Raw genomic sequence first — 14007 nt, forward strand, 5'->3', positions numbered from 1 at the left:
GCCCTCCTCGTTCACGGCCGACACAGCGGCCTTCGCGACCGCCTCGACCAGCGAGATCCCCTTTGCCTTCGTCGAGTTGCCGTTCGACAGCACGGCCACCAGGCAGTCACGCCCGTCCACCGTCACCCGCCCGATGCTGTTGACGTCCCACAGCCCGGTGGTGCTGCGGGCCAGCCAGCCGTTCTTCAGCGCCCACTGCGAGCCGTCGGCCGCGGCCGACACACCCCAGTGCTGGTCGGCGGCGACCCGCCCCATCAGCCCCTGCAGATACGTCCGCGACGCCTCGCTCAACTGTGAGTCGTCCCCGAACACCTGCCGCAGCAGGGTGAGTTGATCTGCGGCTGTAGTCTGGGTCAGCCCCCACAGCATGCCGTCGCCGCCGGTGGTGCCCGTGAGCCCGAACCGCTCGTTGGCCGCGTCCAGACCCTCCGCCTCGCCGATGACGCGCCACAGCGCCGACGCGGAGTCGTTGTCGCTGTTCTCGATCATCGCGGTGGCGTACGACTTCTCGTCCGCGGTGAGCTGCCGGTCCGCGTCCTGCGCCTGCAGCAGCAGCGTCGCGAGGATGTCGACCTTGACGATGCTCGCCGTGTCGAAGGCACCCGTACCGTACGAGGCGCCCTCGCCGGAGTCCGGATCCAGCACCGCCACCGACACGTCCGCGCCGTCCTCGACGGACACCGACCCCAAGGCCGCGGCCAGCAGCGCGTCCCGGTCGACCGTCGGCTGCGTCACAGGTTCCACGGTTCCCTCCCCGCCCGCCGTCGCCGACGACGATACGGGGGCCGTACCGGAGTGCGCCTGGGCCCTCACGTACGCGGTCCCGGCGGCCGTACCACCCACCACGGTCACGGCGGCGAGGCCGACGTAGAGCAGGGAGCGCGCTCGGGACGGACGTGCGCGGCGGCGTCGGGCGGCTCCGGGGGACTCCATGCCCGCGATGCTCGGGGCCGCGACTGTGCGTGCCGTTGGACGGTTGTTAAATGTGCGTCAGGGGATGCTGAGAAAGCCGTGAAGCCCGTGAACGCCGGGTTTCCGGGACCGCACACGCCCAGCGGCAACCCCTCGATATCCGCCCGATAGGGTCGACGACCGTGGCGAACAAGAACATTCCCGACCCCGGCTTCTCCGACGACGACGGCACCGCCGACCCCCGGCTGAGCGCGGCGCTCACCGCCTGGGCCGAGGACCGCACGGCCGTCGGTCCGGTCCTGGAGGCCCTGAAGGGCGCCCGGCTGCTCGTCCCCGTGGTGGCCGTCCTCGGCGAGGTCGAGGAGGACGAGAAGGGGCTGCGCCGCGAGAAGACCAGCGACATGGCCGTGCCGACCCTGAAGGCCGGGTCCCGGACCGCCCTGCCGGCCTTCACCTCCACCGAGTCGCTGGCCCGCTGGGACCCGGCGGCCCGCCCCGTCGCCGTACCCCTGCACCAGGCCCTGCAGGCCGCGGCGCACGAGAAGGCGGACACGGTGGTGCTGGACCTGGCCGGACCGGTGGCCTTCGAGCTGACCGGCCCCGCCCTGCTCGCGCTCGCCGAGGGCCGCACCACCACCGACCCGCTCGCGGACCCCGCGGTGCGGCAGGCCGTGCGCGCCGTCGTCGAGGCCGAGCCGTCCGTCCTGCGCGCCCACCTCGGGCCCGGCCGGGCCGACGGCACCCTCGCCCTCGTACTCGACGCGTCCGCCGCGCCGGCCGAGGCCGCCCGCGCGGTCGCCGAGCGCCTGGCCGCCGACGAGACCCTGAGGGCCCGCCTGGTGCACGGCCTCGACCTGGCCCTGCTCCCGCCCGGGGCGACGCCACCGGGCGAGCCCCTGTACATGAGGTGACCGACCGGGGCCTGTCGCGAAAGCCCCGCCTCCCGGCGACGCCCCCCGGCCCGGGCCCCCGCCCGCGGCGGCACGGATCCGAGTACATCCAGTACGTGCGCCCGCGCCCGGGCACGCCGGGAGCCCGCACCGGACGCCACCGGGCGAGCCCTTGTACGTGAGGCGACCGGCTAGCCGTAGATCGCGCCGGTGTACTTCTCTCCCGGACCCTGGCCCGGCTCGTCCGCGACGAGTGACGCCTCGCGGAAGGCCAGCTGCAGTGACTTCAGGCCGTCGCGCAGCGGCGCCGCGTGGAAGGAGCTGATCTCGGTCGCGCTCGCGTCCAGCAGACCGGCCAGCGCGTGCACCAGCTTGCGGGCCTCGTCGAGGTCCTTGTACTTGTCGCCCTCGTCGGTCAGGCCGAGCTTCACCGCGGCGGCGCTCATCAGGTTGACGGCGACCGTCACGATCACCTCGACGGCGGGGACCTCCGCGATGTCGCGGGTCATGGCGTCGAAGTCGGCGGGGGACTCAGGAGGGGTGTCACTCATGCCCCACACGATAGGGCCCGGTGCACACCGGTTCGCACCACCCCCGGGTAGCTGCTAACCTTGTGTGACGACCGGCCGGACACGCCACGCAGTGCGCGAGCCCGGCCCACAAGTGGAGGCTCCGATCTCCCACCTGACCGTCCCCCGGGACGGCGGGTCACCCCGGTCAGGCGGTCACCATCGTTCCGTACGGACGATGGAGTCGCCCGAAAGCGCGCCCCGCGGCTCGTCGCGGCGGTGCTCCGGTAGTGCCTTTGGAGCCCCGCCTGTGATCGTCCGGGGCATTTTTTGTGCTTCGGCGCGGTTAGGTCTGTCGAAAAGAGACAAACGCGGCTGTCCGCCAGACCGCCGTGTGGTGCTAACCGAGGAGGATCCATCAGCGCCGAGCCCCGCATCAACGACCGGATTCGCGTTCCCGAGGTGCGACTTGTCGGTCCCAGTGGCGAGCAGGTGGGCATCGTCCCCCTGGCCAAGGCACTGGAGCTTGCCCAGGAGTACGACCTCGACCTCGTCGAGGTAGCGGCGAACGCCCGTCCGCCCGTGTGCAAGCTCATGGACTACGGGAAGTTCAAGTACGAGTCGGCCATGAAGGCCCGTGAGGCGCGCAAGAACCAGGCGCACACGGTCATCAAGGAGATGAAGCTCCGGCCGAAGATCGACCCGCACGACTATGACACCAAGAAGGGTCACGTCGTCCGGTTCCTCAAGCAGGGCGACAAGGTCAAGATCACGATCATGTTCCGTGGTCGCGAGCAGTCCCGGCCGGAACTCGGCTACCGACTGCTGCAGCGTCTCGCGGAGGACGTGGCCGACCTCGGGTTCGTGGAGTCGAACCCGAAGCAGGACGGCCGCAACATGATCATGGTTCTCGGTCCGCACAAGAAGAAGACCGAGGCGATGGCCGAGGCACGCCAGGCGCAGGAGGCCCGCAAGGCCGAAGCGAAGGCCAACCCCGGCAAGTCGCAGAACGCCGCGGACGCCGAGGACTCTGTCGAGGCTTCCGCCGAGGCGTGATCCCGGGGGGCGCGAGTCCCCAGGACGTAACCGATACAAGAGCGACGTTCCACCGTGCCCGGTTTCACGACCGGGCACCGGAACGCCACCGACGAGGAGATAACGGCGCCATGCCGAAGAACAAGTCGCACAGCGGTGCCAGCAAGCGCTTCAAGGTCACCGGCTCCGGCAAGGTGCTCCGTGAGCGCGCCGGCAAGCGCCACCTGCTCGAGCACAAGTCGTCGCGCCTGACGCGTCGCCTCACCGGCAACGCCGAGATGGCCCCGGGCGACGCCAAGAAGATCAAGAAGCTTCTCGGCAAGTGACGTCCGCGGCGCCTGATCATTCGATCGCCGAGCGCCGTACGTCTCGACCGGGACCCAATCGTTTCCGGGCCGTGTGAGTCCAACCGCGGCCCCGCTACAAGGAGTTAACAAGTGGCACGCGTCAAGCGGGCAGTCAACGCCCACAAGAAGCGCCGGGCGATCCTCGAGCAGGCCTCCGGCTACCGCGGTCAGCGTTCGCGCCTGTACCGCAAGGCCAAGGAGCAGGTCACCCACTCGCTGGTCTACAACTACAACGACCGCAAGAAGCGCAAGGGTGACTTCCGCCAGCTCTGGATCCAGCGCATCAACGCCGCTGCCCGCGCCAACGGCATCACGTACAACCGCTTCATCCAGGGCCTGAAGGCCGCCAACGTCGAGGTCGACCGCAAGATCCTCGCCGAGCTGGCCGTGAACGACGCCACCGCGTTCGCCGCCCTGGTCGAGGTCGCGCAGAAGGCGCTGCCCGCCGACGTCAACGCCCCGAAGGCCGCCTGACGCCGACGCGGCCCAGAGCCGACGTGACATGAGGGACCCGCAGGCTGAGAAAGCCTGCGGGTCCGCTGTTTCCTGAGCTGCAAAGGTGAACCCATGCCCTCCGCGACCCCCGAGCTGATCTCCCCCCGCTCCGCCCGCGTCGTCGCCGCCCGGCGGCTCGCCAAGCGGAACTTCCGGGGGAAGGAGCGGCTGTTTCTCGTGGAGGGGCCGCAGGCCGTGCGGGAGGCGGCCGGCCACGGCGACACTCTCGTGGAGCTGTTCGCCACGGTCGAGGCCGCGGAGCGGTACGCCGACATCATCGGCGAGGCCCGCTCCACCGGGGCCCGCATCCATCTCGCGTCCGAGCAGGTCGTCGCCGACATCTCGACGACCGTCACCCCGCAGGGCCTGGTCGGGATCTGCCGCTTCCTGGACACCCCCTTCGCCGACATCCTGGCCGCCCGGCCGAAGCTGGTCGCCGTCCTGGCCCATGTGCGCGACCCCGGGAACGCCGGCACCGTGCTCCGGTGCGCCGATGCCGCAGGCGCCGAGGCCGTCGTGCTGACCGACGCCTCCGTCGACCTCTACAACCCCAAGGCCGTACGGGCCTCTGTGGGCTCCCTCTTCCATCTGCCGGTCGCCGTCGGAGTGCCCGTGGAAGAGGCCGTCGCGGGGCTCAAGGGCGCCGGTGTACGCATCCTCGCCGCGGACGGCGCCGGGAAGGACGACCTCGACGACGAGCTCGACCAGGGCACCATGGGCGGACCCACCGCGTGGGTGTTCGGCAATGAGGCGTGGGGGCTCCCGGAGGAGACCCGCGCGCTGGCCGACGCCGTGGTGCGCGTCCCGATCCACGGGAAGGCCGAGAGCCTGAACCTCGCCACCGCCGCCGCCGTATGTCTGTATGCGTCGGCGCGTGCACAGCGCGCCTCCGGAGGGTGCCGCTCCGTCACCGAGAGCTAGTAGGGTGACCAGCCCGGGGGGCCACCTGCGCCGTCTGAGAGGTGGGGTACGGGGATGAGTGTCGATACGAGCAGGGCATGTGACGCGCATAGCGCGCCCGCGCCCCGGGACGGCGACCTCGCCGAGCTCGGCATCGACCCCGACGAGCTGCCCGACGGCCTCGTCGTCGCCGACGAGCAGGGCCGGGTCATCTGCTTCAACGCCGCCGCCGAGCGCATCACCACCGTCCGCGCCGACGACGCCCTCGGCCGGCCGCTGGAGAAGGCGCTGCCCCTGGAGGACCTGGAGGGCCGCCGCTGGTGGCAGCTGACCGACCCGTACGGCGGCCTCGCCACCCGGGTCCGCCAGCCCGAGCGCAACCTCCTGCTGCCGGGCGGCCGCGAGGTCCTCGTATCGGCGCGCTACGTCCGCGCCGAGCCCGCCGGTCCGGTCCGTCGCGTCGTGGTCTCCCTGCGCGACACCGAGGCCCGCCGCCGCACCGAGCGCAGCCACGCCGAACTGATCGCGACGGTCGCCCATGAACTGCGCTCGCCCCTCACCTCCGTGAAGGGGTTCACCGCCACGCTGCTCGCCAAGTGGGAACGCTTCACCGACGACCAGAAGCGGCTGATGCTGGAGACCGTCGACGCCGACGCCGACCGGGTCACCCGGCTCATAGCCGAGCTGCTGGACATCTCGCGGATCGACAGCGGACGGCTCGAGGTCAGGCGCCAGCCCGTCGACATCGGCGCGGCCGTCGGCCGGCACATCCAGGCCTACGTCGCCGCAGGACAGCCCGCCGACCGCTTCCTGCTGCGCATCGAGCAGCCCCTGCCCGCGCTGTGGGCCGACCCCGACAAGGTCGACCAGGTGCTCAGCAACCTGTTGGAAAATGCCGTGCGGCACGGCGAGGGAACCGTCACGATTGACGTCACGGCCACGGCCTCCCCACGCGAGGGGGAGGACACCGGTACGTCGGTCACGGTGAGCGACGAGGGGCCCGGCATCCCGGAGGAGTCCATGAACCGCGTCTTCACCCGCTTCTGGCGGGGCAGCAAGCGCGGCGGCACGGGCCTCGGGCTCTATATCGTCAAGGGCATCGTCGAGGCCCACGGCGGCACCATCACGGTCGGCCGCGCGCCCGGGGGCGGAGCCGAGTTCCGATTTACGTTGCCCGTGGCAGCCCCGGCGTATCTCGCCTAGCGGCCCACGGGCGCATTCGCATACTCCGACCCCGTTAGACTCGGCCCCTGGCACCTTTGCGTCCTCGAAGCCCGAGACGGAGCGTCTCGAGGCCGAGACGGGGCACGTCAGCCTGGGGGCACCTCCCACCAGCGACAGCTGGGAAACAATCGGAAGCACGGGAAGAGATGTCGGCACCGAACAAGTCGTACGACCCGGTCGAGGTCGAGGCGTTGAAACCGGAAGAGATCGAGCGCATGCGGGACGAGGCGCTCGCCGCCTTCGCCGCCGCGGACTCCCTCGACGCCCTCCAGGAGGCCAAGGTCGCCCACACCGGGGGCACCTCCCCGCTGGCGCTCGCCAACCGCGAGATCGGCGCCCTGCCCCCGCACGCCAAGGCCGAGGCCGGCAAGCGCGTGGGCCAGGCCCGCGGCGCCGTGAGCAAGGCCCTCGCCGCCCGCCAGAGCGAGCTTGAGGCCGAGCGCGACGCGCGCGTGCTCGTCGAGGAGGCCGTGGACGTCACGCTGCCCCACGACCGCGTGCCGGCCGGGGCCCGCCACCCGCTGACCACGCTCTCGGAGCGCATCGAGGACGTCTTCGTGGCCATGGGCTACGAGGTCGCCGAAGGCCCCGAGATCGAGGCCGAGTGGTTCAACTTCGACGCCCTGAACATCGGCCCGGACCACCCGGCGCGCGGCGAGCACGACACGTTCTTCGTACAGGGCCCCGAGGGCGGCACCGAGTCCGGCGTCGTGCTGCGCACCCACACCTCCCCGGTCCAGGTCCGCTCGCTGCTCAGCCGTGAGCTGCCGGTCTATGTGATCTGCCCGGGCCGCGTGTACCGCACCGACGAGCTCGACGCCACGCACACGCCCGTCTTCCACCAGGTCGAGCTGCTCGCCATCGACGAGGGCCTGACCATGGCCGGCCTCAAGGGCACCCTCGACCACATGGTCCAGTCGCTGTTCGGCGAGGGCATGAAGACCCGGCTGCGGCCCAACTTCTTCCCCTTCACCGAGCCGTCCGCCGAGATGGACATGGTCTGCTACGTCTGCCGTGGCGAGTCCGTCGGCAACCCCGACCGGCCCTGCCGCACGTGCTCCAGCGAGGGCTGGATCGAGCTCGGCGGCTGCGGCATGGTCAACCCGCGGGTGCTCACCGCCTGCGGCGTCGACCCGGAGAAGTACAGCGGATTCGCCTTCGGGTTCGGTATCGAGCGGATGCTGATGTTCCGCCACAACGTCGAAGACATGCGAGACATGGTCGAGGGTGACGTCCGGTTCACCCGGCCGTTCGGGATGGAGATCTGATGCGGGTCCCGCTTTCTTGGCTGCGGGAGTACGTCGACCTGCCGGCGACGGAAACCGGCCGCGACGTCCAGGAGAGGCTCGTCTCGGCGGGGCTCGAGGTCGAGACCGTCGAGCACCTCGGCGCCGACCTCAAGGGCCCCCTGGTCGTCGGCCAGGTGCTGACCATCGAGGAGCTGGAGGGCTTCAAGAAGCCGATCCGCTTCTGCACGGTGAACGTGGGCCGGGCCAACGGCACCGGTGAGCCCCAGGAGATCGTCTGCGGCGCCCGCAACTTCGCCGTCGGCGACAAGGTCGTCGTGGTGCTGCCCGGCGCCACCCTGCCCGGCGGCTTCTCGATCAGCGCCCGCAAGACCTACGGCAAGGTCTCGCACGGCATGATCTGCTCCAGCGACGAGCTGGGCATGGGCGACGACGGCAGCAAGGGCATCATCGTGCTGCCGCCGGAGACCGAGGTCGGCAAGGACGCCGTCGAACTGCTCGAACTGGTCGACGAGGTCCTGGACATCGCCGTCACCGCCAACCGCGGCGACTGCCTGTCCATCCGCGGCGTCGCCCGCGAGACCGCCATCGCCTACGGTCTGCCGCTGCGCGACCCGGCCCTGCTCGACGTCCCTGGCCCGAACGCCTTCGGCTACCCGGTCAAGGTCTCCGACCCGGCCGGCTGCGACCGCTTCACCGCCCGCACGGTGACCGGCCTCAGCCCCGAGGCGCGCTCCCCGATCTGGCTGCAGCGCCGGCTGCAGAAGGTCGGCATGCGCCCGATCTCGCTCGCCGTGGACGTCACCAACTACGTGATGATGGAGCTCGGTCAGCCGCTGCACGCCTACGACCGCTCCCTGGTCCAGGGCACCATCGGCGTCCGCCGTGCCGAGCCGGGCGAGAAGCTCGTCACCCTCGACGGCGTCGCGCGCACGCTCGACCCCGAGGACCTGGTGATCACCGACGACCGCGGCCCCATCGGCCTCGCGGGCGTCATGGGCGGCGCCAACACCGAGATCGCCGACCACGACGACGCCGACAACGCGACGAGCGACGTCGTCATCGAGGCCGCGCACTTCGACGCGGTCTCCATCGCGCGCACCGCCCGCCGCCACAAGCTGTCCTCCGAGGCGTCCCGCCGCTTCGAGCGCGGCGTCGACCCGCAGGCCGCGGCGGCCGCCGCGCAGCGCACGGTCGACCTGCTGGTGCTGCTCGCGGGCGGCAGCGCCGAGGCCGGTGTCACCGAGGTCGTCGCGCCGTCCGCGCCGCACACCATCGCCGTGCCGGCCGACCACCCGGACAAGGTGGCCGGTGTCGACTACGGCCGCGAGACCGTGGTCCGGCGGCTGCAGCAGATCGGCTGCGACGTGTACGGCCAGGACGAGCTGATCGTCACCGTGCCGTCCTGGCGGCCGGACCTGCTGGAGATCAACGACCTCGCCGAGGAGGTCATCCGCCTGGAGGGCTACGAGAACCTGCCCTCCACGCTGCCCAAGCCGCCGTCCGGCCGTGGCCTGACGCACCGCCAGCGGCTGCACCGCCGCATCGGCCGCGCGCTGGCCGGGGCGGGCTACGTCGAGGCGCCGAACTACCCCTTCATCGGTGAGCAGGTCTTCGACCAGCTGCTGCTGGAGGCCGACGACCCGGCCCGCCGCGTCGTGAAGCTGACCAACCCGCTGAGCGACGAGGAGCCCGCGCTCCGTACGTCGCTGCTGCCGGGCCTGTTCGGCGCGCTGCGCCGCAACGACGGCCGCGGCGCGCACGACCTGGCGCTCTTCGAGACCGGCCTGGTCTTCCTGCCGCACGCGGAGCAGCGGGTGGCCGCGGCCCTTCCGGTCGACCGCCGTCCCACCGACGAGGAGATCGCCGAGCTGGACGCCGCGCTGCCCGAGCAGCCGCGCCACGCGGCCGTCGTCCTCGCGGGCGCCCGTGAGCAGGCGGGCTGGTGGGGCAAGGGCCGTCCGGCGGACTGGGCCGACGCGATCGAGGCCGCCCGCATCGTGGCCCGTGAGGCCGGCGCCGAACTGATCGTCAGGGGCGGGCAGTACGGCCCCTGGCATCCGGGGCGCACCGCCGAGCTGGTGGTCGTCGCGGGCGGCGCGGAGAAGGTCGTCGGTCACGCCGGCGAGCTGCACCCGCGCGTGATCAAGGCGCTGAGCCTGCCCGCGCGCACCTGCGCGATGGAGATCGATCTCGACGCGCTGGAGGCGGTCGGCGACGACACCCCGCAGGCGCCGAGCATCTCCACGTTCCCGGTGGCGACGCAGGATGTCGCCCTGGTCGTCGACAAGGCCGTGCCGCACGCCGACGTGGAGGCCGCACTGCGCGAGGGGGCGGGTGAACTCCTCGAGGGGATCCGGCTGTTCGACGTCTACGAGAACGACGAGCAGCTGGGTGAGGGCCGCAAGTCGCTGGCGTACGCGCTGCGGTTCCGGGCCGCTGACCGGACGCTGACCGTGGACGAGGCTTCCGCGGCTCGGGATGCTGCGGTCGCCCTCGCGGGCGAGCGGACCGGAGCTGTTCTTCGGGGTTAGTCCAAGGGGTGGGGGAAGCCCCGCAGTTACCCCGCGAATATGCCCCTCACCTGCATAAATGCGAATTGCTTGGGGGTGCTCACTCGTTCGGGTGACAAACCCGGGTGATCTGGCTCAGTCGGGTCATGCGGTCGACAGAATCGGACCGGTCTTTCGGGGCCGGTCCGATCTGTGCTGTCGGGGCCTGAATTGGGGGGCCAATCGGCATGATCCGCATCAAGCCCGGAATCCGCCGCAGCGCGAGGAGGCGGCCGCTGTGCCGGGCGCTCGCGCTGGCGTTGCCCACCCTGTGGGGCGCCGTGGCGGTCTCGTACAAGATGATCTGTCCGCTCGCCCAGCAGGACGGCCTCGGTGCACGGGCCGTGACCTGTGCGGTCTTCTTCGCCGTCGGGACAGGGCTGATACTCCACGTCCGGCAGGCGCTGCTGCGTGAGCTCAGGCGGGTCCGCCGGATCGCGGGCGCCGCGCAGAGCGCGCTGCTGCGACCGCTGCCGCCGCGGGTCGGCGGGCTGAACGTCGCGGCCGCCCAGCTGTCCGCCGACCGTGATGCGGCGATCGGCGGCGACCTGTACGAGGCCGTCGCCACCGAGCACGGTGTCCGGGCCGTGATGGGTGATGTGCGCGGGCACGGGATCGCCGCCATCGGCACGGTGGCCGCCGTGCTCGGCAGCTTCCGCGAGGCCGTGCACGACGAGCCCGAACTCGCCTCCGTGGCACGGCGGCTGGAGCGCGCCCTGGCCCGGCATCTGCGCGAGCGGGCGCGCAGCGAGCATCCCTCGGCCGGAGCCGAGCCCGACAACCCGGTGGCGGAGGAGTTCGTCACCGTACTGCTGCTGGAGATCGGGCCCGAGGGTGAGGTGCGCCTGCTCAACTGCGGGCACCCCTGGCCCCATCTGCTCAGCGGTGGACGGGTGGAGCCCGTGGCCCGAGCGGATCCCCTCCCTCCGCTCGGGCCGTTCCCGCTCCCGCCCGAACTGGACGTGCAGCACTGCGGCCGCCTGCTCCCCGGAGAGACCCTGCTCCTCCACACGGACGGCGTGGAGGACGCACGGGACGGCCGTGGCCGGTTCTTTCCCTTGGGCGAGGTCCTGGCCCGCTGCGTACGTGACACCCAGGTACCCGTCCCTCAACAGGTCCTCGGCTCGATCTTCACGGCGCTGTTGCGCCACACGGCCGGCGCCCCCGCGGACGACGTGGCTCTCCTCGCCCTGTGCAACGACCGCCGACTGCAGCCGACATCAGGGGCGCGGGGAACGGCGCGAACAGCCACGACGCATCCGCAGCCGACCACGCACCTGTGACGCGACGGCGCGTGGTCGCACTGCCAAGCTGCCGGCAGGCCGTCCGCCCGCCACGGAGTGTCGGGCAGGCAGCTGGGCGGACGGCGCGAGAACGGGCCGCCGCACTGTACGAGGGGGAGCCGGCGGCCCGGCCGGCCTCTTGCGAGGCATTTCAGTCAACCGGTAGGAAACTCTCCGCGACAGCGCGCGCACGCTGCGGATTCGAGCACTCCGTTCACACCCCGTGTGAAGGTGTTCGCACTAGTCTGACGGGCACCGAGCCACCCGGGGGGCATACATGCAGCCCAACACTCTGCTCGACGCGATCCTGGACGAGGCCGGGATCTCGCATGCGGGGCTGGCAGCACACGTCAATCAGGCGGGGCGGGCACGCGGCCTCGCACTGCGCTACGAACACACCGCCGTGGCACGGTGGTTGAAGGGGCAGCGGCCCCGGGGGCAGGTGCCCGACCTGATCTGCGAGGTGCTGGCGGGCCGGCTGCACCGCCCCGTCACCCTCGACGACATCGGTCTCGGCGTACCGGGCGAGCCGTCCACGCCGCACGGCACGTCCCTGTCCGGCTTCGTCGAGCGGGCGACCGCGCTGTGGCGCTCCGACGAGCAGCAGCGCCCGCACATTCTGGGTGCGCCCGCGGTGACCGGCACGCCCGCGGTCATGCCCGTGTGGGAGTGGGAGAACCCGCCCGAGGACACGGACGTCTCACGCGGCGGCCGGCACCGGGTCACCCCCGGCGACCTGGAGATGCTGCGCGCGGCCCGCACCCACTACGAGCAGATGTACCGCAAGGCGGGCGGCATAGCGACCCGCACCCGGATCGTCGGCTTCCTCAACGCCGAGGCCGCCCCGCTGCTGCGCGGCAGCTACACCGACGCCACCGGACGCCAACTGCACCGGGCGACGGGCGGGTTGGTGGCCATCGCGGGCATCTGCGCCTACGACTCCGATGCGCACGGTCTGGCCCAGCGCTACTTCCACCAGGCGCTGCGGCTGGCCAAGGCCAGCGGGGACCGGGGACTCGGGGCGTATGTCATCGCCCTGCTGGTCAACCAGTCGCTGTTCATGCGGGAGTACCGGCAGGCCGTCGCCTTCGCGGAGGCCGCGCTGCGGGCCGCAGGCAAGCACATCACCCCGGCGCTGGCCTGCGATCTCTACGCGATGCAGGCCAAGGCGTACGCGCACCTGGGCGACGGCACGACCGCGCTGTCCTGCATCCGGCGGGCCGAACAGGCCGCGGAACGCATCCGGCGCGGCTACGAACCCGACGAGACCGGCTATGTCCAGCCGGGATTGGTCAACGTCCAGGTGGCGGAGGCGCTGCTCAGCCTGGGCGAGCTGGTGGCCGCGGGGGAGCACGCGGCGGCGGCCGTCGACAACCCGGCGCACGATCGCGGCCGGGTGCACCGGCTGGCCATGCTCAGCACGATCGAACTGCGCCGGGGCAATGCCGACAAGGCCGTGGCCACCGCGGTGCAGATGGCCGAACAGGCGCGTGGAATGGAGTCCCAGCGGCTGCGCGACAGACTCCGGGCGGTGCGCGAACACCTGGTGCGCAGCGGCGGCGCGGGCACCGCGGAAGCCGCCGAACTCATCGACGGCGCACTGCGCGTACCGCTGTAGACCGCTTCCCGGGCACCGCCGTACCACAGTCCCTGCTGCGATATTGCCACTTACTCGACGGAAGGTGGCAGAACCGTGCAGTGGACGAAACAGAACGAACAAACTGTGTACGCAAACCGCTGGTTCAACGTCAATCTCGCCGATGTCGAGCTGCCGGACGGCCGGCATCTCGATCACTTTCTGATACGGCTGCGGCCCGTGGCCGTGGCGACGGTGGTGAACGAGGCCAACGAGGTCCTCCTCCTGTGGCGCCACCGCTTCATCACCGACAGCTGGGGGTGGGAACTCGCCGCCGGGGTGGTCGAGGACGGGGAGGACATCGCCGTCGCGGCCGCCAGGGAACTCGAGGAGGAGACCGGATGGCGGCCGGGACCTCTGCAGCACCTCATGAGTGTGGAGCCGTCCAACGGGCTCACCGACGCCCGGCACCACATCTACTGGGCCGACGAGGGCGAATACGTCGGGCATCCCGTGGACGACTTCGAGTCGGACCGCCGGGAATGGGTCCCCCTCAAGCTCGTCCCCGACATGGTCGCCCGCGGAGAGGTCCCGGCCGCCAACATGGCGGCCGCGTTACTGTTCCTGCATCACCTCAGGCTCGGCCAGGACACCATGCCCTGATCCCCCTACCGCGTCCTGGGCCGGTGTCAGCGGCCCAGGGCCTGCCAGATCGTCGCCACGAGCGCGCCCACCGCGGTCAGTGTCGCTATCGCGGGCAGTGGCCAACGGGTGTGCTCCAGCGCGACGATCCGTGCGCTCAAGTCGTCCATCTCCTTGTCGGTCTCCTCGGTGCGATGGTTGAGCAGAGCCAGTCCGCCCTCGACGCGTGCGTACGCGACATCGAGCCGGCGGCGTAACTCTGCGAGTTCTCCTTGGACCACGGGATGCTCCGGGTCGGCGGTCACGGGTCCGCTCCTTTCCGTAGTCGTCACATCCGTTGCATGCGCATGATGAGTCAACTCGCCTGGTGGACGCGTGGGGAGCGTGTGCGAGCG

13 protein-coding genes and 1 pseudogene are annotated in these 14007 nt (G+C 71.4%); 11 read left to right on the plus strand and 3 right to left on the minus strand.

What is annotated here, in order from left to right; genetic code table 11:
- On the minus strand, positions 1-933 hold a 933-nt coding region (locus tag MQN93_RS31630), incomplete at its 3' end, for a serine hydrolase (protein ID WP_242712274.1).
- 161 nt (positions 934-1094) lie between these two features.
- Here MQN93_RS31630 and MQN93_RS31635 point away from each other — a divergent pair.
- Positions 1095-1823 (plus strand): SseB family protein, encoded by a 729-nt coding sequence (locus MQN93_RS31635; RefSeq protein WP_242712275.1) that lies wholly within the window; start codon positions 1095-1097, stop codon positions 1821-1823.
- A gap of 170 nt (positions 1824-1993) precedes the next feature.
- Here MQN93_RS31635 and MQN93_RS31640 read toward each other — a convergent pair whose 3' ends face one another.
- On the minus strand, positions 1994-2353 hold the full coding sequence (locus MQN93_RS31640) for a DUF1844 domain-containing protein (RefSeq protein WP_016434346.1): 360 nt from the start codon (positions 2351-2353) through the stop codon (positions 1994-1996).
- A 350-nt stretch (positions 2354-2703) separates the two neighbouring features.
- Here MQN93_RS31640 and infC point away from each other — a divergent pair.
- The 10 genes and pseudogenes from infC to MQN93_RS31690 all read left to right on the plus strand — a co-directional run bounded on the left by infC (position 2704) and on the right by MQN93_RS31690 (position 13633).
- A pseudogene (gene infC / locus MQN93_RS31645) lies at positions 2704-3367 on the plus strand (translation initiation factor IF-3).
- A 110-nt stretch (positions 3368-3477) separates the two neighbouring features.
- Positions 3478-3672 carry a 50S ribosomal protein L35 gene (gene rpmI, locus MQN93_RS31650; protein WP_007829094.1) on the plus strand — a complete coding sequence of 65 codons (195 nt, stop codon included), beginning with the start codon at positions 3478-3480 and terminating at the stop codon, positions 3670-3672.
- 111 nt (positions 3673-3783) lie between these two features.
- Positions 3784-4167, plus strand: a complete 384-nt coding sequence (gene rplT, locus MQN93_RS31655; RefSeq protein ID WP_004933571.1) for a 50S ribosomal protein L20 — start codon at positions 3784-3786, stop codon at positions 4165-4167.
- Between the two features lie 93 nt (positions 4168-4260).
- Positions 4261-5109: a TrmH family RNA methyltransferase gene (locus tag MQN93_RS31660; RefSeq protein WP_242712276.1), complete on the plus strand. Its 849-nt coding sequence runs from the start codon at positions 4261-4263 to the stop codon at positions 5107-5109.
- A 54-nt stretch (positions 5110-5163) separates the two neighbouring features.
- Positions 5164-6291: a sensor histidine kinase gene (locus tag MQN93_RS31665; RefSeq protein ID WP_016434343.1), complete on the plus strand. Its 1128-nt coding sequence runs from the start codon at positions 5164-5166 to the stop codon at positions 6289-6291.
- Between the two features lie 167 nt (positions 6292-6458).
- A complete protein-coding gene (pheS, locus tag MQN93_RS31670; RefSeq protein WP_242712277.1) occupies positions 6459-7580 on the plus strand; it encodes a phenylalanine--tRNA ligase subunit alpha in 1122 nt (373 codons plus the stop codon).
- Positions 7580-10093 carry a phenylalanine--tRNA ligase subunit beta gene (gene pheT, locus MQN93_RS31675; RefSeq protein ID WP_242712278.1) on the plus strand — a complete coding sequence of 838 codons (2514 nt, stop codon included), beginning with the start codon at positions 7580-7582 and terminating at the stop codon, positions 10091-10093. Before pheS ends, pheT begins: the two co-directional genes overlap by 1 nt.
- 206 nt (positions 10094-10299) lie before the next feature.
- Positions 10300-11394: a PP2C family protein-serine/threonine phosphatase gene (locus MQN93_RS31680; RefSeq protein ID WP_242712279.1), complete on the plus strand. Its 1095-nt coding sequence runs from the start codon at positions 10300-10302 to the stop codon at positions 11392-11394.
- 277 nt (positions 11395-11671) lie between these two features.
- On the plus strand, positions 11672-13012 hold the full coding sequence (locus tag MQN93_RS31685; RefSeq protein WP_016434339.1) for an NsdA family TPR-like regulatory protein: 1341 nt from the start codon (positions 11672-11674) through the stop codon (positions 13010-13012).
- Between the two features lie 75 nt (positions 13013-13087).
- Positions 13088-13633 (plus strand): NUDIX hydrolase, encoded by a 546-nt coding sequence (locus MQN93_RS31690; protein WP_016434338.1) that lies wholly within the window; start codon positions 13088-13090, stop codon positions 13631-13633.
- A 26-nt stretch (positions 13634-13659) separates the two neighbouring features.
- On the opposite strand, the gene MQN93_RS31695 is transcribed toward MQN93_RS31690, so the two are convergent.
- Positions 13660-13917, minus strand: coding sequence for a hypothetical protein (locus MQN93_RS31695; protein WP_016434337.1), 258 nt, complete (start codon positions 13915-13917; stop codon positions 13660-13662).
- Positions 13918-14007 lie beyond the last annotated feature (90 nt).

Source organism: Streptomyces spinosisporus (genome assembly GCF_022698145.1).
GTDB lineage: Bacteria > Actinomycetota > Actinomycetes > Streptomycetales > Streptomycetaceae > Streptomyces > Streptomyces spinosisporus.